Raw genomic sequence first — 23,704 nt, 5'->3', positions numbered from 1 at the left:
TACCCTTTGTGCCCCTCTTGCAGGAGTTAATGAGCAGTTCAATTGGATTATCATACCAGCCTTCTGCGATGTCTGTGACAAGCCGCAAAGCGTCTACGCATCTTTCACTAAGTGCGATCGGGGGTCATGAAAGTACATACAAAACAGGACACTTTGTAAAATTTTATAAAAGGGAGTAGGGAGTAGGGATTGGGGAGTAGGGAAACTAAGCCGCCCACAAGGGGCGGGGTTTCAACCTATCTTGTGCAATACAAGGATTTTTCGCGCCACTTGCGGGCGAGGCTTTAACCTTTTTCGGGGCTAATTTCTTCCCCTACTCCCTACTCCCCACTCCCGCCCCGAAGGGGAGGTAAATAATTCTTCTTACAGCAGTCAGTTACACGAAAACGAACACCGCCACCTCATCCAATGTCTGCGGTAAAGTATCCAAGTCAATCGAATAGTCACCAAATCGTTTGATATGACTATTCTGTAAGGACGGCGTTGCATAATAAAGGGATGAATTGAATTTTCGTCAAGAAAAACAGATTGACAACTTGGGGAAAATTTGGGATTATTAAACTACGGTAATTCGGTAGATTTTTAGTATTTTATAAAACTTAAATACATCTAAAACCTTTACAGAGGAATGGTTTTTGTCGAGTACAGTCGGTGGCTTGAATATGTTACCAGATGTAATCGCCTCTAGGCTGAAAACATTCTTCAACTTTGTAGTGCCAAAGTAGCGTCACCTAGAAATAGCAATTGCCTCACCACTCACCAACATAGATTTTTTACAGGATATTTGGAGATAGAAACTAATGATTAAAAGTCCAGAGAAACTTGCAGATACGACAATTCAATTTTCGGCTCCTGTGAGAGCAAATTCACCAGAACTCCAGCAACTTTTTGATTTTATTGCTTTGGGGGCTAGCGATCGCGATCGCGATCGCATCCTGCCTTTTGATGTAGTTGAATTAATCCGGCGTTCTCGTTTGGGTGCATTGCGAATTCCCGTAGCCGAAGGTGGTGGCGGTAGCACGGCGCGCGAACTATTCGAGGTCGTTATTCGCTTAGGGGATGCTGACCCGAATGTGGCTCACATTGTGCGGAATCATTTCTCTGTGACGGAGCGAATTTTGCGTTCTGAGCGCACCCAAAGGAATCGCCGATGGCTCAAAGCCGTTGCTGATGGTGCAATTATTGGACTCGCTTCCACCGAGCTAGAAGCCAAGCGTTCGGGTGGTCGCCAAGTCGTGAATACAAAATTAACACCCGATGGCAACGGCTATCGTCTGAATGGAAGGAAATATTACAGCACTGGCAGCCTTTATGCAGACTTGATTTTCGTGCGTGTGTTAGCGCCAGATGGCTCTACAGCGTATATACTCATTCCTACTAACCACGAGGGTCTTGAACTGGTGGACGATTGGGACGGCTTCGGACAAAGACTCACAGGTACGGGAACGACTACCTTCACGAATGTCCGTGTAGAGGCAGATGAAGTAATTTTTGAGACAGACACAGACAAAGACGACTTGCCTTACAACATCGTCCCGCAATTATTCCTGACTGCCATCAACGCCGGTATTATTCGTAGTATTCTGCGTGATGCTACAGCCCTCATCCGTAACAGACCCCGGACTTTCTACCATGCCGTATCCGAGCAAGCAACAGAAGATCCTATTTTGCAACAAACTGTCGGACAAATTGCCGCCAATGCTTTTGCTGCCGAAGCAATTGTTTTAGCAGCAGCTGATGGTCTGGATCGCCTCCCTGCTGCCCAAGCCCAGGGAGAAGAAGCAGAAACGGCTGTAGCACTGGCAACTTCTTTGAGTGCAGCCAAAGCCAAATTGATTGTTGATGATTTGGCATTACGTTCGGCTACCTTATTGTTTGAAGTTGGTGGGGCTTCTACAACTAAAAAAAGCTCAAACTTCGATCGCCACTGGCGCAATGCTCGTACCTTATCCTCACACAACCCAAATCATTTTAAAGCTCGTGCGATCGGCGACTACGAGATTAACGGTACACCATTGCCACAGAGAGGATTTTTTTGAGGGATATATGGGCGTAAGGTAAAGAATTAACAACACTCTCCCCTACACCCCATACCTTCACACCCCTACACCCTTTTTGAGAAATGCAAGGACAAGAATTACTCCAAAGCTTACTGCAAGCCACTGGTGAAACTTTTTACATGGTGAGTATATCGGCATTGGTCGCTATAGCTTTAGGCTTGCCTTTGGGCTTGTTACTGGTGATGACAGGCCCAAGTAACTTGTTAGATTTTCCTCAACTGCATAAAGTGTTAGGTGCGATCGTCAATACTGGGCGATCGTTTCCTTTTATTATTCTGCTTGTCGTTTTAACACCACTTACTCGCTTAATTGTCGGTACTTCCATCGGTAGCACCGCCGCATTAGTTCCTTTAACTCTCGCCGCCATTCCATTTTTCGGTCGCATCGCTGAAACCAGTATTTTAGAAGTTGATAAGGGATTAATAGAAGCCGCCCAAGCAATGGGATGCAATTATTGGCAAATCGTTCTCAAAGTATTGATACCGGAAGCTTTGCCTTCATTAGTATTAGGGATAACAATTCTGATTGTGAGTTTACTTAACTCCTCCGCGATGGCTGGGGCTGTTGGTGGCGGTGGTTTAGGTAATTTAGCAATTCAATACGGCTACCAACGCTTCGATGTAGCAGTTATGTTTTCTACCATTGTGGTTTTGATTGCACTGGTACAAATTATTCAATTTTTAGGTGATTTCATTGCCCAGCGTATGCGAAAACGCTAAGGAAAAATAGAAGGATTTTAGATTTTGGATTAAATAATGAATACACGCAGGTTTTTCTTAACAACTTTAGGTTCTCTTAGTGCCTCTTTAGTTTTTGCTAGTTGTAGCCAACAATCTACTCAAAAGTCTCCTAATAAAACGCAAACAATTAGCCAGAAAGAACAAAAAGAAATAATTAAAGTTGGGGTAACTGGTATCGTCTCTCAAGATATTTTAAAATTTGTAAACAATCATCTAGCAGCACAAGAAGATTTAGAAATTCAAATTGTTACTTTTAATGATTGGATACAACCTAATACAGCCCTGAGAGATAAGGTTATTGATGCTAATTTCTTTCAGCACAGACCTTTTATGAATAATGCTGTTAAGGAACTTAATTTAAATTTAGTAGCATTGAATACAGTTTATTTAAATACACTTGGTCTTTTCTCTAAAAACTTAAAATCAATTAGCGAAATTCCCCAAAACGCAACTGTAACCATTGCTAATGATGTTATCAATAATGACCGAGGATTAAGGTTATTAGCGGCTAACGGTCTAATTAAGTTAAAAGAAAACGCTAAACAATTTATAACTCAAAGAGATATTGCTGCTAACCCGAAAAACTTGCAAATTAAGGAAGTAGAAGGTGTACAAGTTGTCCGAGCTATTAATGATGTAGACTTCATTGTATCTTCAGCACAAACTGTTGCACTCGCAGGGATAGAACCTAATTCTATGGGTGAAGAGACAGCTAAGGATAAGAAATATGCTCTGGCATTAGTTACATTACAAGGTCGAGAAAACGAACCAAAGATTCAGAAATTAAATAAGCTTCTCGTTCATCCTCATGTCAAGGATTTTATCAATAAAGAATATAAAGGAAGACTCATACCCGTTTTTTAGAGACTGTTGCTCAAACCAATGCATAGAAATATTGATTTGGATAATACATTAAAAGGTGGTACTCTTAATTTTTATTAACTACGATAAGTTTATCGAATTTTCGTAATTAACTCCTTCTATCATAAATTTAGCTGCTTAAACTCCTAAAATTTGATATCAAGGAGTCAATTGTGGTGAATTATTTCGTAGAACATCGGTTTTCGTACAAACAAAAATATTCTGCCAGTAAAATCTTGGCAGTTGCTAGTTTGATTCTTGGTTTAATAACTTCTAGTTGCAGTCAAAAAATAGCGACCAATGTTGCAGCTAACTCAGATTTCTCCTCAAACAGTCTTACTACCAAAACTACAGAGAAAAACAATGTGAATCACTTGGGTTATCAAAAAGGCGGGATTATTGCTATTGCACGTCAACGAGGTGAGCTAGAACGTCAGAAATAGGGTGTAGGGGGTAGGGTGTAGGGTGTAGTGGAGACGGTGTTGGTAGGGGCTTGAAACCCCTACCAACACAATTGCCCTTAAGGGCAGGGCCCCAAGGGTGCTTAGGGCTATCTCTTCCCCCACACCCCGCCCCAACGGGGCTTGGTCAGTTAGCAGCAACGCAAAATATTGAAGTTGAAAACATAAGCACTAACAGTCAACTATCATTTGTTTGCAAAACTTAATCTTAGTTTTACTAATAGTTAGTTTAACATGATATTGTGTTCTTTAGTACAGAAGCTGATAAGTACAAACATTCACCCATAAATCGAGTTTTGGAGAATAAACATGAGCTATAAGCACATTGAAGTTAAACCGACTTCTGGTTTCACTGGTGCTGAAATCAGCGGCGTGGATCTTTCGCATACTCTGCACGATGAAGCTGTTGCCGAAATTCGTCAAGCATTATTGAAGTGGAAGGTCATTTTCTTTCGCAATCAGAACATAGATCATGCTGCACAGATTGCTTTCACGGCTCGTTTTGGTGAAGTGACCTACGCGCATCCCCACGAAGATGAGCCGATAGAAGGCTTTTCCCAAATCTTACCAATCGATCGCAGCCGCTTCGAGCGCCGCAACGGTCTACGCCGTACTAGCTATGAAAGTCGTTGGCATACTGATGTAACTGCTGTTGTTAACCCACCTGCGGGTTCAATTCTGCGAGCAGTTAACGTCCCTAGCTTTGGTGGCGACACACAATGGACTAATCTAGTTGCAGCTTATGAAGGTCTATCTGCACCCCTACGCACCCTAGCGGATGGATTGAAAGCGGAGCATCGGTTCAATGCACGTTTACGGATACCTAGCAATAGCAAATATGCCCAGCGCATTGCTGCCAATCCCCAGGTTTCGATTCACCCAGTGGTACGCGTTCATCCTGAAACAGGCGAACGTGCATTGTTCGTGAATCCTGGCTTCACCTCACACATTCTGGATGTATCACCACAAGAGAGCGAACTGCTGCTGGAGTTGTTTTTCAACCAAATTACCAAACCTGCTTATATCACTCGCTTCCGTTGGAACAATGGTGATATCGCTTTCTGGGATAACCGCGCTACCTCGCATTTAGCCCCACAAGATTTGGATCGTATAGAAGTTGAACGCGTACTCTATCGCACCACCATCACAGGTGATATTCCAGTCGGGCCTGATAATTTCCGTTCCCAAATAGTTGAAGGCGAACCTTTAACAGGTGAATTACCAACTGTCCTCAAGCAAAAAGCCGAGAAGGTGTTAGCAGAACCAGCACTCAATTGAGTTATCAAGTGCTAGTTGAGTCAAAGGCTAACAATATATATAAGACAAATTAAGGCGATCGCCCAAAGTAATCACATTTAATAATACGGTAAACCTAGAGTTTTACCGTATTATTAAATGCAGACACCCAAAAACCATAAGTCATGCTCCGTGCTTTTAGTTCTAGAAATTTTAGCTTGTTCTACACAGGTCAAGCCATTTCTCTAATTGGTACTTCAATGACACAGGTAGCTACTAGCTGGCTGGTATATCGCCTGACTGATTCCGCTTTCTTATTGGGTGTAGTGGGTTTTGCCAGCCAAATTCCCACATTGCTTTTGATTCCTCTGGGTGGAATTATTGCCGATCGCACTAATCGTCACCGCATTCTGCTTGTCGCCCAAATTTTAGGGATGTTGCGGTCTCTGGCTCTAACGTGGTTAGCCTTGAGTGGTACGATTAACGTCTGGTACATTACTTTTTTGGGTGTACTGTTAGGGACGATCAATGCCTTTGATATTCCAACTCGGCAAGCTTTTTTACCCCAAACAGTAGGTAAAGAAAATCTTGGTAATGCGTTTGCCTTGTACTCTTCCCTTGTAAGTGTGACGAGTATGGTGGGGCCAGCGATCGCAGGTTTATTAATTGCAGCCTGGGAATCGGGGCTATGTTTTTTATTGGATAGTATCAGTTATGTTGCTGTAATTATTGCTCTTTTAGCAATAAAAACTAATGACAAAAAAGCTGTCATTTCTACACGCCAACCTCTAGAAGGATTGAAAACTAGTTTTAACTATGCCATAGGTTTTTTACCAATTCGCTCTATCTTGATTGGTTCAAGTTTAGTCTGCTGCGTTTGGGGATTTTACCTAGCATTGGGGCCGATTTTTGCCAAAGAGATTTTGCAGGGTGAATCTAATACTTTTGGTTTTCTAATGACAGCATCCAGCTTAGGAACTTTAGCGGGTGGTATCTATTTAACTAAGCATCAAAATGTACATGGATTAGGAAAAATTTTGGCATTAGGTATAGGTTTTATGGGCATGAGCCTCATTATTTTTGCGCTATCGCGTGTGTTCTGGCTTTCTTTGCTGTCACTGTTAGCAGCTGGTTTTGGCTTTATTTTGCAGATAATCGCTGGACGTACTTTACTTCAGTTGTTAGTCAACGATGAAAATCGCGGACAAATCACAGGTCTTTACGTTATGTCATCTACAGGTGCAATTCCTTTGGGCAATTTGATAGCTGGCGCACTAGCAAGCCGTATCGGTGTTGTAAATACTGTCATCTTTGGCGCAAGTATTTGTATTATAGGTTCAGGTATTTTTATGCAGCAAATTTCTAACTTCCGTGACTTAGTTCGATTGAATTTAAATGCAGATAGTTCTTAAAATCTACGGATTATAGTTTAGAGATTTAAATAAGCGTGAATTCTTGAAATTGAAATATATTGAAGTCTAAATATCAGAGTACAAGATAAGTGGCTATGTTTAGGTGCATTCATTCAAGCCACTGGGTATCATGTCTCTGCATGGCGACACCCTGATTCATATATAGACGCTGGACTAAATTTCGAGCATTACTTTTCCCTGGCTTATCTCTATGGGAAAGCAAGCTACGCAAAGCGTCTCGTAGAGAAGTTATTCCCAATCCCTTCATCCTAAGAAAGCGACATGACAACAACGACTGACCACGATTTTGCCGCCCGCGAGGCGTTGCGCTTACTCGGCCCCGATCCGGAAAACTGGGTGAGCGATCGCCCAGGTGTTGACCATAATGTGACGATAGTAGGTGGTAGTGGCAGTGGCAGTACTTTCGCATTTGCCCTCCGGCGCGCCGGTATTGGCCGCGTGACAGTAATCGACGAGGCTTTTGACGAAGCCCATGCTGGCGTGTGGCTGACGCGAGCGCGGATGAAAAAGCTACGCACACCGAAAAACCTGCCAGGGCCAGAACTTGGTATACCAGCGCTATCATTTCAAGCTTGGTACGAGGCGCGGCACGGTGTTGAGGCCTACGCAACGCTCGACCGCATTCCACGAGTGGTATGGGCTGAGTACCTGAGCTGGTATCGGCATTTCCTAAACATTCCCGTGCGGTATCAGACGAAGCTAGTGCGGATTGAGCCAGCTGAAGGTTTCTTTCGTCTGCACCTGGAAGTAAACGGTGTCGCGCAGGTGGAAACCACGCGCAAGATTATCTTCGCCAACGGTGTAGCTGGCACTGGTGGCCCATACATCCCGCCTGTACTGGCATCTCTGCCACGCAGTTTATATGCACATACGGCTGATGAAATCGACTTTGGTGGGTTGCGTGGCAAGACTGTAGCAGTGCTGGGTGCTGCGGCTTCAGCCTTTGATGCAGCAGGGGTGGCACTCGAATCAGGAGCGAAGGCAGTACACCTGTTCGCACGACGGTCTGCGATCGCTTCACTTCCAGTGCTTCGCGTGCGTGGGTATCCCGGTGCTTACTACAACTATCCGCAACTACCTGATGCGGCTCGCTGGTTCCAAGCTTGGCGGTTTAATCAGGTTGGCTCCACGCCACCAACCGACGCAATTGAGCGGGTAATCGCATTCTCCAACTTCCACCTGCACTTATCCGCACCGTGGAAAGACGCTAAATACCAAGGCGATCGCATCGTCGCTCAAGTTAATGATGATGTTTTCGAGTTCGATTTTGCGATCGCTGGTACTGGTTACTTCGTCGATCCGACAAAGCGGCTGGAACTAGCCGACTTTGCCCATCACATTGCACTCTGGCGCGATCGCTATCAGCCACCAGTTAACCAGCATGATGAAAAACTCAGTAATTACCCTTATCTTGGTAGCGCCCATGAATACCAAGAGAAAGTTTCTGGTAGCGCGCCATACCTGAAGGACATCCACATCTTTAATCCTGCTGGCTTCGTGAGCTTTGGTCTGCCTATTGGCGATGTGCCTAGTATTCGGCGCGACGTGTCGGCAGTAGTAACGCGCATCAGCCACGATTTATTCTTCACTGACTGGTCAATACACGAAGCTCGTATCACTAGCGACAAGATTGCACCAGACTTCGATCCCTCAATATATGCAGCCGCAGTATGGAAACAGCCAACCGTAGCAGTTAGCTGAGTCTGTCCCAATCCCTAGTCCCCAATCCCCAGTTCCCAAAGGAGTCAAGAATATGACCGTCGAACACCGTCTGAACACTAGCACTTTGCCTTATCTTTTCTCGCCTGTCTCAGCCGATGCTAACCAACCCGCGCCCCTGGTGTTATTTTTGCATGGGGCACGCGATCGCGGCACAGATTTGAATGTACTGCTGAAATGGGGTTTACCTCGTTTTGTAGATGAATCCAGCCCGTTACCTTACTTCTTTACAGCTCCCCAACTTCCCGAAGGACAGACTTGGGTAGAGCGAGAATCAGATGTAATTGCTTTGCTAGATGAATTGATCGCCTCCCAATCCATAGATCCTTCCCGTGTCATCATATCTGGGTTCAGCTTAGGTACTGCCGGAGCTTGGCATCTTGCCGCTTCCCATCCTGGTCGCTTCGCTGGTTTAGTAGCGGTATCTGGTCGTGTACCCAAAACATTAGAACCAAACCAACTAGTTGCACTCAAGGAAATTCCTATTCAGATATTCCAAGGTGCAAAGGACGAAAAACTATCGATTGAGGATACAGAGCAGATTGTCGCTACCTTGCGCGGACTGGGGGGGACAGTAGACTTTACAGTATTCCCTGAAGGCGATCATTTTATTGCCGATGAAGTTTACAGTGACCCGAAATTACAACAATGGCTGGTTTCACAAAGTTTTCACCCTACTGCTGTAGCGATTTAAAAATTTTTTGGTCTATTTAGACGACAGTGCAGATTGTGTAACTTGTAGTCCTTTTGATTACGGCTGTATGGTTCATTTTAGTTAAGTTTCCACGATGATTGAAATTGACAGCTACACAATCTATCACTCACCTAATGCGTATATTGGCATCACATTGTTAAATCGCGCTTTATCTGGGACACCCGTTATAGTTCAGCGTCGCCCAATTTGTATTCCCAAAGAACGGGGAATCATGGTTGCAGACCTATTAGGCAGTAAAGAATCTCTTGTGAAAGGATCTTATCATCGGGAAGATTGCATCCGTTGGGCGGAGAAATTTGGGATAGAACTCAATTTAATCGCTCGCGATCTCTTTCAAGAGCGTGCCAAGAGATGGATTGCATCGCCGTTAAATCGTGAAGAACTACCAGCCCGCGCTTATTATGCAGCACTTGGATCTGGGAAAGAATCATTGTTAGACCAAGCTCTCTTTCGTGCCGCTTGGGTAGATGGCATGGATGTGAATGAAGAGGAAGTTATTAAACACTGTATATCTTCCTCTGGCTTGGATTGTGAGCATATTTTAAATCGCGCTTTCACCATGGAAATTACTCAAATGTTGAATCATTCAATGAATTTGTTTACCAAGGCAGGCTGTCCGGGTATACCTACTTGGGTAATCGAAGGTGAGCGTTTCTGGGGGAAAGACCGTGTTGATTGGTTGGTGGAAAAGGTGCGCTCAATACTCCCAATCTAAATTTTAGATCCTACATTCCGCTGGAAAATCAATCTAATAATTTCTCAATCAACTACAAATCTATGACATTACCAACAACTAATCTCGGTAAAACTGGATTGACTGTTTCGCGCCTTGCTCTTGGTACTATGACCTTCGGATTGCAGACAGACGAAGAAACCTCAAGGCGAATCCTCGACACCGCTACCGATGCTGGCATCAATTTTCTTGATACAGCTGATGTTTATCCGTTGGGCGGCGGAATTTCTACAGCCGGACGTACCGAAGAAATTATTGGGCGCTGGCTGAAAGGCAAACGGGAACATTTTATCCTGGCTACCAAGGCTGTAGGCAAGGTTGGCCCTGCACCTTGGGATCGTGGTGCTTCACGCAAACATATCTTAGATGCGATCGATGCTTCCCTGAGACGATTGGAAACTGATTATGTTGACCTTTATCAATTGCACTCTGACGATGCCTCAACCCCTCTTGATGAAACACTAGAAGCATTAGATACAATAGTGCGGGCTGGCAAGGTACGTTATATCGGAGTTTCCAACTTTTTAGCATACCGACTTGCCCGCGCCTTGGGTCGTGCCGATGTGCGAAATCTGACTCGCTTTGTTTCGATTCAACCTCGCTATAACCTGTTATTCCGCGAAATCGAACGAGAATTATTGCCTCTAGCGCAAGAAGAAGGACTGGGTGTCATTCCCTACAATCCCTTAGCGGGTGGCTTGCTCACTGGTAAACACAATTTTGCTCAAGGCCCCACCGCCGGCACTCGTTTTACCTTGGGTGCGGCAGCAGAACGTTATCAAGAACGTTATTGGCGCGATCGCGAGTTTAATACTGTCGAGGAATTACGCACAGTGGCCGATCTAGCCGGATTATCCCTCACTACCCTAGCAGTGGCTTGGGTGCTGGCTAATCCCGTGATTACTGCCCCCATAATTGGCGCTAGCCGCCCAGAACAACTTGCTGACACACTCAAAGCAGTGGAAGTAAAACTTGACGACAATTTGAAACACAAGTTAGACGACATCACTGCCGAGTACCGCAGAGGCGATTCTCTGCGTTAGAAACAATTAATTGCCAACCCCAAAACTTAAGCATCTTAATATCTAGAGTTTTTGTCAATGACAACTAGAATTCCTCCAAATCAGAGATATCTCATGGATAAAATAGCTAGGATGGAACGCCGTCGTTTTCTCCATTTTGCTACATCTAGTTTATGTGGTTTCTCTATGGCATATCTGTTAGGAAGTTGTAGCGAAAAAAGCCAACAGAATGTAAAAACATCTTCTGCTTCTGCTAGTTCTAGTTCCCTTGGTATAAAAACTAAAGTTTTACACATGGGTTATCAGAGTTCGGGGGATCTGTTTAGAAATCAGCAAGTTTTAGAGAAACGCTTAGAACCATTGGGTGTCAAGGTGGAATGGGCACAATTTGTCCAAGGTCCCCAACTCATGGAAGGGATGCGTGCGGGCAAGGTTGACGTGGGATCGGTAGGAGAAACACCACCAATTTTTGCTCAAGTAGCTGGGGCTGACCTAGTTTATGTTGTCGGTACACAAAGAACCCAAACAACAGGGAAAAGTACTGTAATTGCTGTACCACCAGAGTCTCCACTGAAGAGGTTTGAGGATATCAAGGGGCAAGAAGTATGTTTTCAAAAAGGCTCGGCCTCGCACTATTTTATTCTTAGAGCATTGCAGTCAATTGGCTTGACCATCAAAGATATTAAAATCAAAAGTCTACCAACTGTTGAGGCATCGTCTGCTTTTATTGAAGGTAAAATTCCTGTTTGGATGACAAGCGATCCATACTATGCGATCGCCGAAAAGCAAAATAGAATTCGCGTCCTTAGAGATTCTGTAGGGCTAGACTCTCCTGGTGGCTACTATATGGCTGACAGGAAGTTTGCCGAAGAGAATCCCGGCATACTAAAAATTATCATTGAGGAGCTTCAGAAGCTCGATCGCTGGGCAGACAAGCATCGAGATGAAGTAGCTAAATTGATCGTAAAGCTACAAAAGCTCGATGAAGATGTGGTAGCAAGGATTATGTCTCGTCGCACTTTTGCAGGTCGCAGAGGACTCAGCCCTGCACTAATCGCAGAACAACAACGTGTAGCAGATTTGTTTTTTGAAGTGGGTGTCATACCGAAGAAAATCAACATTCATGAGGCGTTACTTCCAGCCGATCTTTATGCTGCAATCACACCACCAGAAATTATGGTCTAGTGAGAATGGTGCTAACTAAGATAAGCCGACGCGGGGAGATGGAGACGGGGGGACGCGGGGAAAATTCATTCAAAAATATCTCCGCGTCTCCCCTTCTCCGCTTCTCCGTGTCGACCGATCTTAGCGCCATTCGGTCTAGTGACTTGTAACTCTTCAAAGGGTGTGGGATTGAAACAAAGTGTTACTACGACGACTTTCATGACGAAAAAGTTCAGAAAATCCAAATCTTTTCAACGTGCTGCCGATGCACCAAACTTGCCTAATACTCCATTCAGATTCATTTGCTATTTCGTTAACCAGTTTCGCTGGTGGTATGTGGCAATGGTGCTTCTGGAAGCAATACACGCCACCTGTGGCATTATGTTGCCCTATGCCATTGGCGAGATCGTTCGCAGCGTCACGCGATCGCCTGACAACAGCAAGCACATTTTTGATGTCGTCAGCCAACCCTTGATGTTGTTTACCGCCTTGAGTGTGGGTGAAGTGGTATTCGGGCGATCGGCTGGACTTTTACAGACCATTCTCCATCCAATCCACCGACAGCACATTGTCCGCTCTCTATATGCTTACTTGCAGCACCATTCGCATCGCTACCTCAGCAGTAGTTTTGCTGGGGCATTGGCACATCGCATTGGTGAAACTTCTCTAGGTGTTACCCAGACGATGCAAATGCTGATTACGGAATTTCTGTCCGTAATCGTCATGTATATTGTCTCCGCAATCTTACTTTATCGCGCCTATCCCCCGCTTGCTGCATTCGTGGGCGTGTGGGCAGTTCTGTTCATCAGTATTTCGTTCTGGCTGGCAACTCGCTGCCGAATTCACTCCCAGAAAGCCGCAGCCGCCAGAAGTGAGACAACTGGCATCATTGTAGATACGGTAACAAATCTCATAAGTACCCGATTGTTTGCTCGTCTGGGTTTTGAACGGCGCTATTTGAATGAGCAATTAAGGCGCGAACTCAAAGAGGTAAGAAAGTCTAACTGGTACTCGGAGCGAATTCGTTGGTTTCAGTTTATCTCGGCAGCCATTTTGAAAATCGGCATTTTGTATTACTCGCTCTCTCTGTGGAGTCAAGGAAAGATCGCAACTGCTGACTTTGTGGTAGCAACTAGCTTATCGCTTTTAATCATCAGTGAAGCCCGGAATTTGAGCCGACGTTTTCTAGAATTATTTGAACATATTGGCAATATTATCAATGGTGTCTCGATAATTGTGCAACCGCATGAGTTGATCGATCGAGATAAAGCGATCGCCCATCCAATCGCTCAAGGTAAGATAGAGTTTCGGCAAGTGTATTTCAGCTACTCGGCTGGGAAGAAAGTTTTTGAAAATCTCTCAGTCGCCATCCAACCAGGTCAGCGTGTCGGACTGGTGGGCTTCTCCGGCTCTGGAAAATCCACTTTTGTCAATTTGATTTTGCGTTTGTTCGACCCCCAATCCGGGCAAATTCTCATTGATGGGTTTGATATTCAAGACATGAAGCAAGATGCCCTACACGCCCAGATCGGCTTAATTCCTCAAGATCCGTCTCTGTTTCATCGGACATTAATCGAAAATATCCGCTACGGACGCATAGATGCAACTGATGAAGAAGCGATCGAAGCAGCGCGTAAGGCTTATGCTCATGATTTTATCGTGCAGATTCAAGAAAATTACCATTCTTTGGTGGGCGAACGTGGTGTGAAACTGTCCGGTGGACAAAGACAGCGCATTGCGATCGCTAGGGTGATTCTCAAAGATGCACCGATCCTGATCTTGGATGAAGCTACCTCTAGCCTTGATTCAATCACCGAAAAAGCGATCCAGGATACTTTAGATTCAGCAATGAATGGAAAAACAGTCATCGTGGTTGCTCATCGGCTGTCCACCATCGCCCACCTAGACCGCATTTTGGTATTCGACCAAGGTCGCATTGTCGAAGATGGCACTCACAGTAAACTGCTAGCACTCGGTGGTGCTTACTATAGGTTATGGAAAATGCAGGCAGGTGGATTTTTACCTGTAGAAGCAAACAATAATGAAGAAGAATTCAGAAGTCAGAAAAAGGAAGTCAGAATCAATTTAGGAACTTAGCTTTTGGTTTGCTAATCAAGCGATCGCCTACAAAAATACAAATGAGCCAAATTGTAGAAGAAGTTCTAGCAGCTAATCTTAATTACATTGAGAAATTCGGTGATAAAGCTAATCTCACCATACCCCCATCTCGTCGGTTTGCAATTCTTACGTGCATGGATGCTCGACTTGACCCAGCTAAATTTGCTGGACTAGCTGAAGGAGATGCTCATGTAATTCGCAATGCAGGGGGACGTGCTAGCGATGATGCGATTCGCTCTTTAGTAATTTCTTACAAATTACTTGGTACGCGTGAATGGTTTGTAATTCATCACACTAATTGCGGAATGGAAACCTTCACTAATGAAATCATCAGCAATTTACTTTCTAATAGCCTCAAAACCGCCAAGTTAGATAAAATAGGTTGGTCAGATATTGGGTCTGGAGCGGGATCGGACGAAGGCAAGTTTATCAATTGGTTGACTATTGACGACCAAGCCAAAAGCGTCTATGCAGATGTACAACGAATTCGTTTGCATCCATTAGTTCCGCAGGAAATTCCTATCTATGGTTATATCTACGATGTCAAAACCGGGCAATTGATTGAAATTCCCGAAGCTACTAAGCTTGGTCAAGCTACCAAAAGTTGAAAGATTGATTCACAGCTAACTAGTTTAATTATTTTACCTTCAGCGATCGCTTGCTTTATTGCCACATCTTCAATAATTTCTGTCAGAAATTCCGAGACTTCTTTTCGATTGTCACGAATTAATTCGGCGATCGCGCTTTTGAATATTTCCTTAATGTTGCTCTAGGTTTATAGTAATCTCAGACATTGTGCCTCCATTAGGTTAGTTTGTGTTTGATAGATTAAAACTAAATTTGCCCTCGTTTTTAAGGGGGATTAAGAGGATGTTTGAAAAGTCCTTTTGTTGGTAGCAAAACGTTTGAGATCCCCCTAAATCCCCCTTAAAAAGGGGGACTTTAAGAAATTTTCCCCGCTTTTTAAGGGGGGCTAGGGGGGATCAAACGCTGTATTGACTCACAGACACTCTCAAAATCACATAAAACCTGCTGATTAGTAAATCTCACGATGCTTAAACCATAGCCTGCTAATTTTTGAGTTCTTGCTTCGTCATAGGCTTTCCCTTCATCAGTAAAGTGACTATCTCCGTCAATTTCAATTACCAACTTGAGGCTAGGACAATAGAAGTCAACAATAAAATGAGCGATCGCTCTTTGCCTTAGAACTCTGAATTTGAAGGTTCTCAAATATCCATACCACAGCTTTTTCTCCGCAAGGGTCATATTTTTGCGGAGTTCTTTTACTCTGGGAATTAAGGCAGGATTGTAGGGCAGATGAAAGTCGCTATCGTTTAGATTGGTCATAGTCGATCTTCCCTGCCCCCCCTTAAAAAGGCTACGGTGTATCCACAAATCTTGTAAAGTTGCCTAACAGCGTTTCGATCCCCCCTAACCCCCCTTGAAAAGGGGGGAAAATTTCTTAAAGTCCCCCTTTTTAAGGGGGATTTAGGGGGATCAAAGGCTTAGTCCGTTATAGAGTATGACGTTATTGTAGAAACATACTTATAAGTTTTATTAATACTAAACAACAAATTGTTGAGAATGGACTTGTGTTCTCAACGAATGGACTTGTGTTCTCAACGAAGAGACTTGTGTTCTCAACGAATGGACTTGTGTTCTGGACGAAAAGACTTGTATTCTGAACGAACAGACTTGTGTTCTGAACGAATGGACTTGTGTTCTGAACGAAAAGACTTGTGTTTTGAACCAAAACTATCAAAATTCTTCCAGGTGCTTTGATTATTGTGGGCGAAACTGTGGCAGAGGCGATCGCCCTTTTTGAACAATCCCCTGCGATCAATCATCGCGTCTTGTATGTCTTGTGAATTTATCTGATAGCATAAAAGTAGCATTTAATGAAGTAGCTATTTTTACAAAAACCTCACTTGCTAACGAAGTGCGATCGCTGCTTGCGATCGGATTTCCAGTATCTCCACCGCTACAAATATGGGAATCAATAGGAATTTGTCCCAATAGAGGTGCTTGTAATTCTGCTGCGAGTTGTTCGCCGCCACCACTGCCAAAAATTGGGGTGCGCGAACCACAATCACCACAGATTAAATAACTCATATTTTCTACGATACCCAGAACGGGAACACCGACTTGACGAAACATATATATGTTACGACGGACATCTGCAACAGCCACTTGCTGAGGAGTAGTTACTAAAATAACTCCACAAATTGGACTTTCTTGGATAATTGTTATTTGAGCATCACCTGTACCAGGAGGTAAATCTATTAATAAATAATCTAAGTCGCCCCATTCCACATCTTGCAGAAATTGGGTAATAATTTTGTGTAGTACAGGCCCCCGCCATGCTAGAGGACGATTAGCTTCTGCAAGTAAACCCACCGATATTAATTTTATTCCTTGCACTTCTAAAGGTAAAAACTTATCACCTTTAGGAGTATGAATAACTTCAATATCAGCTTGTCCTAAACCCAACATTTGCGGCAAATTAGGGCCATAAACATCAGCATCTAGTAGCCCAACTTTTGCACCTTGTAAGCTTAAAGCTGCGGCTATATTTACGGCTGTCGTTGATTTACCTACACCACCTTTACCACTAGAAATACCCAGAGTTATTTTTACGCCAGGAATTGTACAGATTTGAATATAAGCTTTTTTGCACCAAGATAAAGCTGATAATTTAGATTCAATTTCTGGCTGTAAGTGCTGCTGATGGATACCTATATATAAACGCAAGTAAATATAGTCATCAACTATGCGGAGATTTCGCACCATTCCCAAACTAACAATGTCATTTTTTAAGGTAGGTTCAATAACCTGTTTGAGGAGTTGGACTACTTCTTGCTGAAGAGAATCTGGTTGCACTTTGTCTATTGCTCTAGTTTAAATATTCTCTAAAACTTGTCTCACCCAAGCTTGTTGTTCGGGCGAATGCACTATCTTTAAAGGTTGTGAATAATCAATTGTCAAGTCAAATCTAGCACGTTCATAAACTTCATTTAGTAACCTTTGCAAGTCAACTATAGGTTCAGGTTCTCCCTCACGCAAAGGTACAGGAAAAACAGGAATTGGGTTTTTTAAATCGAAAGTATATAAATCTGCATCAGGTCTGTTATAGCTGCGACTAACTAAAATACTATAATCTGTAACTGACGCTCCAAGAATAGGCATTGACTCACCTTGCCTTAATAGGTCAATTTCTACTAAGTTGGTTGCAGAAGCTAAAATTTTCTGTCTTTTGCTCTCATAAGCGGTTCTACCTTCTTTGGAGCGTTTATTTTTAGGAGAAAGTATTTCAATCACAGCGACTACTTCTTTGCTTTGAGTCGATCTCACCTCTAAAAATCGCTCAGTTATCTGTTCAGGTACAGGAACTTTCACTTTACTGGGTTCAGCAACTTTGGCAGTAGTCAAAGTTGTACTGTTATCTGTAGTGTTACGATTGGCAACTGCTACATCAGCAATTCCTACGAGTAAGATATCATCTACACTAGTGTAAACTCGCTCTTCAATGGAAACTCTATATTTCGGCGCGATTTGGGGAGTCAGGTCATCAGCAATAGCTACAATCAAACGATTGTGAACTTGATGCCAAAGTTCAGGTTGTTCCAAATACGGGTTCATTCCAGGAAATGGATTTCCCATTACACTTTTCCTTAGTTATTTATTACTCCCTTAAGACTATTCTATCTGTTTGTATCTTCTGAATTGCCCGTTGCGCTTGGATAGATACTTCTTTGTCAGGGTCATCTAAGACTTGTTGTAATGGGTTAATAGCATCAGCATGAGCTAAATTACTAAGAGCAATTACAGCTTCTTTGCGGACATCTGCATATTCATCTGTTAATGCTTGAATTAATCTCGGCATAACTTGAATATCTGGGATTTTTTGTAAAGCTTGTGCTGCTGATTTCCGCACTTGCCAATGTTCGTCATTTAAAGCTATTTCTAATGCCGAAATTGCTTGCTGATTTTCATGAGTAGCCAGAGATATTGCTGCATTACGACGCACTTGCCAGTCACTATCATTTATGAGTGCTTGATTTAGCTTAGTAATTACTTCTGTATCTTGTAAATGTCCTAGACTTAACGCAGCCGCACGACGCACAACTGCTGATTCATCAAAGATTAAATCCAACGCTTCGGGACATTTCTCTATTTGGTTGAGATATCGCAAAGTGGTAATTGCTGCTTCTCTTAACTCAGAATTATTTGATTTTAAAAATGGTAAGATATAGGGTAAAGATTGAATATCATGGATTTTTCGCAACAGTACTAAGATATTTAGTTGGGTATTTACATCATCACTCTGAAGTTTATCTAGTAACAGTAATAAATCATCCTGGGTAACTAAGTCGTTTAAAGCTGATGCAGCTTCAGTACGAATATCTGCATCTGCGGAACTGAGACATTCAATTAAGGCAGGAATAGCTGAAGAATTAGCAATCTCCCAAAGGGCAGATATAGCTATCTTTTTAACAGCAATAGATTCATCTTGTAAAGCAATTATTAGTGCATCTACTGTTTCTTCTTCGCCAAGATGTTGTAATGTTTTGACGGCTACTAAACGGTCATTTACATCAGGCGATCGCAGCATTTCTAGCCAGTGTTTGATGTCATTGTTCATTATTTTTACCACAGAGACACAGAGACACAGAGGATAAGAGAAGAACTATCGCAACAAAAAGGGAATTTGTACTGTAATTGCATTAGTAGGACATTCTTTTTCACAAGGCAGACAAAACCAACATTCATCATATTTCATATATGCTTTGCCTGTTTCTGGATTTTTTGCCAACACATCAAGAGGACAAACTTCAATACAAGCTGTACATTTTTCCAAACATTTCGATTCATCAACAATTACAGGAACATCTATTCTTTGATTGATTAAAGCCATAAAACTAATCCATTATTTTTTATTAAACTGTTAAACGGTAAAGTAAATGAGGTAAACTGGCGTGGATAATGTCACGCTCGTATTTAAATCCCAACTTTTCCATCACTCTTTGTGAGGCTTTGTTAGTCGTTAGAGTAAAACAAACTATTTCCGGTAACTTCAGTAGTTCAAAACCGATTTTCAAAATTTGTTCGCTCATTTCTGTAGCTAACCCTCTACCCCAGAATTTACCTATGAGAGCATAAGCTAATTCTACTTCTTCTTTACCATCTACATGAGTATTCCGAAGACCAGCACGACCGACAAACTGATTATTAACTTTGTCTCGAAATACCCATAGCCCAAATCCATAACGCTGCCAATGGTTCAAGTTATTTAGAATCAAAAGCCGTGTTTCTTCATCAGAACGAACACCACCTAAAGTTGCCATAACTTGTTTATTTTGGTGCATCCGACAAAGTTCATTCAAATGTTTAGATTGTAGGGGTTCGCCTAGCAGGCGATGAGTTGTAAATGTATCAAGCTGCATATTTTTGATTAACTTAATTTTTTTTGAAAAGTTAATGACTGTTTGATATTGATATAGCCAATTTTTTCATAAAACAAGTGGGCTTCTTTGCGTTTAATATTGGAACGTAACACAACACTCTCACATCCAGCCAGAGAAGCCCAATTTTCAATTTGCTGCATTAAAAAGCTTCCAATTCCTCTATGGCGATAATCTTTATCTACAACTAACCCTAAAATAGTTGCTAAAGTTGGCATAACGATTAAGTCATAAATATGAGCGTGCGTCCAACCAATTACATATTCATTTGCTAAAGTCGCAACATACACAATAGAGAATTATTACTTTTAATTTTACCAAGACGTTGCTCTATTTGTTGCTTGGTGACAGAATATCCAAGTTGTTCGCAAAGACTAGCAATTCGCTCTGCATCTTGAATCTCAGCTTGTTTAATTTTAACTTGCTTTTCCATCGTAACTTGATTCGTCTGTTGAGTATTTTACTTCACAGTGACATCATAAAGTTCTTTAATTCTATCCACATCTACAATGTAAGGATCTACAGGACGTTTAAATAATATCATTTGCTCTGAATCATCTTTTTTTAAGTTGACATGACAGAACCATTCATCATCATTTTTTTCTGGATAATCTAAGCGGTAATGATAAAGTCCCCAACGAGTCTCTTGACGATATAATGATGCTCTGGCTGCCATCTCTGCACAGTCGCGAATAAAATGCACTTCTATGCAACGCATTAATTCATGAGGGTCGCGCGCACCCATTACATCTAATGTTTGTTGGTATTGAAGAAAATGTTTCAAACCAATCTCTATTTTGTTACCTGATTTCGGTGGTTGCAAATAATCATTAACTAAGCGTCTGAGTTTATATTCGACCTGTGTATGAGGTACACCGTTGGGGCGAGTTAATGGTGCATAAATTCTGGCTTTTTCAGTTTCTAAAAAGTCTGTATCTGGTTCGATAAAATCCAAATCTTGAATATATTCAATGGCATGAGTTCCGGCTATGCGACCGAAAACAAATGCGCCAATCATGTAATTATGAGGAACGCTGGCCATGTCTCCGGCTGCATACAAACCGGGAACTGTTGTTTGCGCGTTTTCATTTACCCACACACCAGAGGCACTATGACCGCTACATAAGCCGATTTCGGAAATGTGCATCTCTACGCCGTGAGTACGGTAATCTTCATTTCTGCCTTGGTGAAAGCGTTCTCTACTTGGTCGTTCGTTCGCCCAAAGTATGGATTCAATTTCTGCAATTGTATCTTCATCAAGATGGGTCATTTTGAGTTGGACTGGCCCTTTACCGGAGTTTAATTCTTTCCAGATTTCCAACATCATTTGACCACTCCAATAATCGCAACTAATGAAGCGATTTCCTTCAGCGTTGGCTGTATGTGCGCCAAAAGGCCCGGCAACATAAGCACAGGCGGGGCCGTTGTAATCTTTAATTAAAGGATTAATTTGAAAGCATTCAATGTTGCTGAGTTCTGCACCTGCATGATAAGCCATTGAATAGCCATCCCCGGCATTGGTAGGATTTTCGTAAGTGCCGTAGAGATAACCAGACGCAGGTAATCCTAATCTGCCACAAGCACCAGTACATAAGATGACAGCTTTGGCTTGAATAACTACATAATCGCCATTTCTGACATCAAATCCCACCGCACCAATAGCGCGTCCGGCTTTGACTAATACGCGGGTCGCCATGACGCGGTTTGTAACTTTGACTTTGTGGCGTTTAACTTGGCGGGTGAGAATAGTTTTAAGGTCTTTACCTTCTGGCATGGGTAAGACATATTTACCTACACGATGCACTTGTTTTAAGTCATAGTTGCCTTGGGCATCTTTTTGAAATTTTACACCCCAGCTTTCTAATTCTTGAATGACTTCATAACCTAATTTACCTGTTTGATATACTGCTTTTTGGTTGAGAATGCCATCATTAGCAAGGGTAACTTCACGCACATATTGTTCTGGTGTGGAATGACCGGGAATGATTGCGGTATTCACTCCGTCCATACCCATTGCGATCGCACCACTCCGCCTTATGTTAGCCTTTTCTAAAATCAGCACATCTGCATTTGGATTTGCCTGTTTTGCCTTGATACCTGCCATCGTTCCTGCCGTACCGCCACCGATGACAAGCACATCTGTTTTAATCCACTGGGTATTGATATTCATAATTTATAAAAAAGGGTGTAGGGTGTGGGGTGTAGGGAAAGAAACCTTTTTCATTTAAACTGCCTCGCTTCCTGCCTCCTATTTATTACCTTTCCAAACGATTTCTTTTACCTGAATTTGCTTCGGAATTAGCTTGATTTTGTGAAAAGTATCAGCAATATCTTGCTGCGTGGCAATTACTTTATCTGTTAGTGGCAGAACGCCGTACTCTCGTCGTTTTTCGGCAATCTCTAGCACTGCTGCTTTAATACCTAATTCTGGTTCTAAAAACTTTGCAACTTCCTTGGGATTATTTGCAGCCCAATTATTTAGTTTGCTGACTTCATCTAAAACAGTTTTCAACAAATCTGAGCGAGAATCTACAAAAGCTTGACGAGCAAGATAGTAACCCCGATTAGGTGCTAAATTGGTCGCATCCGTGATAGTTCTAGCACCTGTAGCTTGTTGAGCTACTGCTAAATATGGGTCCCAAATTGCCCATGCGTCAACGTTACCACCTTCAAATGCCGCACGAGCATCTGCTGGCGCTAGATATGCTGGCTTGATGTCACTATATTTTAATCCGGCAGTTTCTATGGCTTTAACAACAAGATAGTTACTGTTTGACCCTTTGGCAAAGGCTATTTTTTTACCTTTAAGTTCAGCAACACTTTTAATTGGTGAATTTTTCGGCACAATAATTGCTTCTGCTTTGGGACTCCAAGGATCGTAAGCAATATAAAGCAAGGGAGTACCTCCAGCTTGGGCAAAGATAGGTGGTGATTCACCTGTGTAGCCAAAATCGATACTACCTGCGTTCATTGCTTCTAACATCGGTGGGCCTGCGGGAAATTCTGCCCATGTCACCGAAGCACCAGCAGCAGCTAAAGTTTTTTCTAAAGTGCGTCGATTCTTAAGAGCATTGAGAATAGTTGCGGCTTTTTGATAGCCAATGCGAACTACAACAGCTTGATTTGTAGACTTTTGGTTGACTGTTTGCGTTGCGGGAGAGTTACTTGTGTTGTTGGGCGAACAAGCCGAAATCAGACTTAAACCCAGTCCCAACGCAAAGAATAAAGCAAAGATAGAATTTATAGATATCCGATAATTTTTAACGAAGCTACTGATAATCCTTATCAATCTAGCTGGTGAATATTTAGCCAACATAAGTAGATTTACAAAATAATTAAACCTATACTACGATAAATCGATTGACCTATCGTATTTTTATTAAAACTCACTCGTAGGCCGAATTTGCGATGCAATGCTGACTAATGTGGAGTGACGACAGTAGCAATGGAATTTACGGGAGTTTACTAAATTTCCATCTTTACTTATGTACTAGTGATTGGCGATCGCACTTTACCACTTGCGTAAGTTTTGATACATTTTTGCCAGCTAAATATTTATGAATAGCGATCGCACTGTGCCAGTTGCGTAAGTCCTGTATATTTAAGTCACGATTGTCAGATGATGCGGAGTTATTTGCATGACTAAGGAACGGCAACAAGCGTTTTCAGCAATTCGGGATGCAATCGCTACTGGTATCAACAATGATGAACTACATAGTGGTCTGTCCCATTAATTATGAGGGGTTGAGGAACGAACCGCGAAGTACGCAAAGTACGCGAAGAAAGAGAAAAAAGAAGAGAAATTTAAAAGTTAATTTACCTAGAAAAATTAATGCGATGAACCAATAGTGGTCTGTCCCATTAATTATGAGGGGTTGAGGAACGAACCGCGAAGTACGCAAAGTACGCGAAGAAAGAGAAAAAAGAAGAGAAAATTAAAAGTTAATTCACCTAGCACAATAAATGGGACAGGCTACTAA

General features: G+C 42.5%; 25 protein-coding genes. 13 read left to right on the top strand and 12 right to left on the bottom strand.

Going from position 1 to position 23,704, the window contains the following annotated elements; translation table 11 throughout:
• Nucleotides 1-800 precede the first annotated feature (800 nt).
• The 13 genes from I8752_RS27615 (at nt 801) to I8752_RS27555 (ending at nt 14,870) form a co-directional block, all read left to right on the top strand.
• Nucleotides 801-2,039 (top strand): acyl-CoA dehydrogenase family protein, encoded by a 1,239-nt coding sequence (locus I8752_RS27615; RefSeq protein WP_214435420.1) that lies wholly within the window; start codon nt 801-803, stop codon nt 2,037-2,039.
• A gap of 83 nt (nt 2,040-2,122) precedes the next feature.
• Entirely contained in the window at nt 2,123-2,779 is a 657-nt protein-coding gene (locus I8752_RS27610) for a methionine ABC transporter permease (RefSeq protein ID WP_214435419.1), read from the top strand.
• A gap of 36 nt (nt 2,780-2,815) precedes the next feature.
• Complete coding sequence (locus tag I8752_RS27605) at nt 2,816-3,664, top strand: MetQ/NlpA family ABC transporter substrate-binding protein (RefSeq protein WP_214435418.1); 849 nt, start codon at nt 2,816-2,818, stop codon at nt 3,662-3,664.
• A 170-nt stretch (nt 3,665-3,834) separates the two neighbouring features.
• Nucleotides 3,835-4,104, top strand: a complete 270-nt coding sequence (locus I8752_RS27600; protein ID WP_214435417.1) for a hypothetical protein — start codon at nt 3,835-3,837, stop codon at nt 4,102-4,104.
• Nucleotides 4,105-4,431: 327 nt separating this feature from the next.
• A complete protein-coding gene (locus I8752_RS27595) occupies nt 4,432-5,400 on the top strand; it encodes a TauD/TfdA dioxygenase family protein (RefSeq protein WP_214435416.1) in 969 nt (322 codons plus the stop codon).
• 143 nt (nt 5,401-5,543) lie between these two features.
• Entirely contained in the window at nt 5,544-6,770 is a 1,227-nt protein-coding gene (locus I8752_RS27590; protein ID WP_214435415.1) for an MFS transporter, read from the top strand.
• A 282-nt stretch (nt 6,771-7,052) separates the two neighbouring features.
• On the top strand, nt 7,053-8,492 hold the full coding sequence (locus tag I8752_RS27585) for an FAD-dependent oxidoreductase (RefSeq protein WP_214435414.1): 1,440 nt from the start codon (nt 7,053-7,055) through the stop codon (nt 8,490-8,492).
• A 52-nt stretch (nt 8,493-8,544) separates the two neighbouring features.
• On the top strand, nt 8,545-9,204 hold the full coding sequence (locus tag I8752_RS27580) for a carboxylesterase family protein (protein ID WP_214435413.1): 660 nt from the start codon (nt 8,545-8,547) through the stop codon (nt 9,202-9,204).
• A gap of 94 nt (nt 9,205-9,298) precedes the next feature.
• On the top strand, nt 9,299-9,940 hold the full coding sequence (locus I8752_RS27575; RefSeq protein ID WP_214435412.1) for a DsbA family protein: 642 nt from the start codon (nt 9,299-9,301) through the stop codon (nt 9,938-9,940).
• 62 nt (nt 9,941-10,002) lie between these two features.
• Nucleotides 10,003-11,001: an aldo/keto reductase gene (locus tag I8752_RS27570; protein ID WP_214435411.1), complete on the top strand. Its 999-nt coding sequence runs from the start codon at nt 10,003-10,005 to the stop codon at nt 10,999-11,001.
• A gap of 57 nt (nt 11,002-11,058) precedes the next feature.
• Nucleotides 11,059-12,165, top strand: a complete 1,107-nt coding sequence (locus I8752_RS27565; RefSeq protein WP_225895949.1) for an aliphatic sulfonate ABC transporter substrate-binding protein — start codon at nt 11,059-11,061, stop codon at nt 12,163-12,165.
• A 198-nt stretch (nt 12,166-12,363) separates the two neighbouring features.
• Nucleotides 12,364-14,241, top strand: a complete 1,878-nt coding sequence (locus tag I8752_RS27560) for an ABC transporter ATP-binding protein (RefSeq protein ID WP_214435410.1) — start codon at nt 12,364-12,366, stop codon at nt 14,239-14,241.
• A gap of 41 nt (nt 14,242-14,282) precedes the next feature.
• A complete protein-coding gene (locus I8752_RS27555) occupies nt 14,283-14,870 on the top strand; it encodes a beta-class carbonic anhydrase (protein WP_214435409.1) in 588 nt (195 codons plus the stop codon).
• On the opposite strand, the gene I8752_RS39160 is transcribed toward I8752_RS27555, so the two are convergent.
• The 12 genes from I8752_RS39160 to I8752_RS27510 form a co-directional block, all read right to left on the bottom strand.
• Nucleotides 14,852-14,989: a hypothetical protein gene (locus I8752_RS39160; protein ID WP_449757753.1), complete on the bottom strand. Its 138-nt coding sequence runs from the start codon at nt 14,987-14,989 to the stop codon at nt 14,852-14,854. The genes I8752_RS27555 and I8752_RS39160 overlap by 19 nt on opposite strands.
• A 236-nt stretch (nt 14,990-15,225) precedes the next feature.
• The gene (locus tag I8752_RS27550) at nt 15,226-15,609 is read right to left on the bottom strand and encodes an endonuclease domain-containing protein (protein ID WP_214435408.1); all 384 of its coding nucleotides are present in this window, start codon (nt 15,607-15,609) and stop codon (nt 15,226-15,228) included.
• Between the two features lie 293 nt (nt 15,610-15,902).
• Nucleotides 15,903-16,109: a hypothetical protein gene (locus I8752_RS37675; RefSeq protein ID WP_225895948.1), complete on the bottom strand. Its 207-nt coding sequence runs from the start codon at nt 16,107-16,109 to the stop codon at nt 15,903-15,905.
• Nucleotides 16,102-17,142, bottom strand: coding sequence for an Mrp/NBP35 family ATP-binding protein (locus I8752_RS27545; protein ID WP_318780900.1), 1,041 nt, complete (start codon nt 17,140-17,142; stop codon nt 16,102-16,104). The genes I8752_RS37675 and I8752_RS27545 overlap by 8 nt, the downstream gene beginning before the upstream one ends.
• A gap of 18 nt (nt 17,143-17,160) precedes the next feature.
• Complete coding sequence (locus I8752_RS27540; RefSeq protein WP_214435407.1) at nt 17,161-17,922, bottom strand: DUF4058 family protein; 762 nt, start codon at nt 17,920-17,922, stop codon at nt 17,161-17,163.
• A 22-nt stretch (nt 17,923-17,944) separates the two neighbouring features.
• Nucleotides 17,945-18,904: a HEAT repeat domain-containing protein gene (locus I8752_RS27535; protein ID WP_214435406.1), complete on the bottom strand. Its 960-nt coding sequence runs from the start codon at nt 18,902-18,904 to the stop codon at nt 17,945-17,947.
• 45 nt (nt 18,905-18,949) lie between these two features.
• Nucleotides 18,950-19,177 carry a 4Fe-4S dicluster domain-containing protein gene (locus tag I8752_RS27530; protein ID WP_012408944.1) on the bottom strand — a complete coding sequence of 76 codons (228 nt, stop codon included), beginning with the start codon at nt 19,175-19,177 and terminating at the stop codon, nt 18,950-18,952.
• A gap of 22 nt (nt 19,178-19,199) precedes the next feature.
• A complete protein-coding gene (locus I8752_RS27525) occupies nt 19,200-19,706 on the bottom strand; it encodes a GNAT family N-acetyltransferase (RefSeq protein ID WP_214435405.1) in 507 nt (168 codons plus the stop codon).
• 8 nt (nt 19,707-19,714) lie between these two features.
• Nucleotides 19,715-20,014, bottom strand: coding sequence for a GNAT family N-acetyltransferase (locus tag I8752_RS37665; protein WP_318780899.1), 300 nt, complete (start codon nt 20,012-20,014; stop codon nt 19,715-19,717).
• Nucleotides 19,996-20,157, bottom strand: coding sequence for a hypothetical protein (locus I8752_RS37660; RefSeq protein WP_225895947.1), 162 nt, complete (start codon nt 20,155-20,157; stop codon nt 19,996-19,998). Before I8752_RS37660 ends, I8752_RS37665 begins: the two co-directional genes overlap by 19 nt.
• A gap of 27 nt (nt 20,158-20,184) precedes the next feature.
• Nucleotides 20,185-21,894 (bottom strand): fumarate reductase/succinate dehydrogenase flavoprotein subunit, encoded by a 1,710-nt coding sequence (locus I8752_RS27515; protein WP_214435404.1) that lies wholly within the window; start codon nt 21,892-21,894, stop codon nt 20,185-20,187.
• A 78-nt stretch (nt 21,895-21,972) separates the two neighbouring features.
• A complete protein-coding gene (locus I8752_RS27510; RefSeq protein ID WP_214435403.1) occupies nt 21,973-23,040 on the bottom strand; it encodes a sulfonate ABC transporter substrate-binding protein in 1,068 nt (355 codons plus the stop codon).
• Between the last annotated feature and the right edge of the window lie 664 nt (nt 23,041-23,704).

Source organism: Dendronalium phyllosphericum CENA369 (genome assembly GCF_016056275.1).
GTDB classification, from domain to species: Bacteria; Cyanobacteriota; Cyanobacteriia; order Cyanobacteriales; family Nostocaceae; genus Dendronalium; species Dendronalium phyllosphericum.
This window is presented reverse-complemented; position numbering and strand designations above follow the sequence as displayed.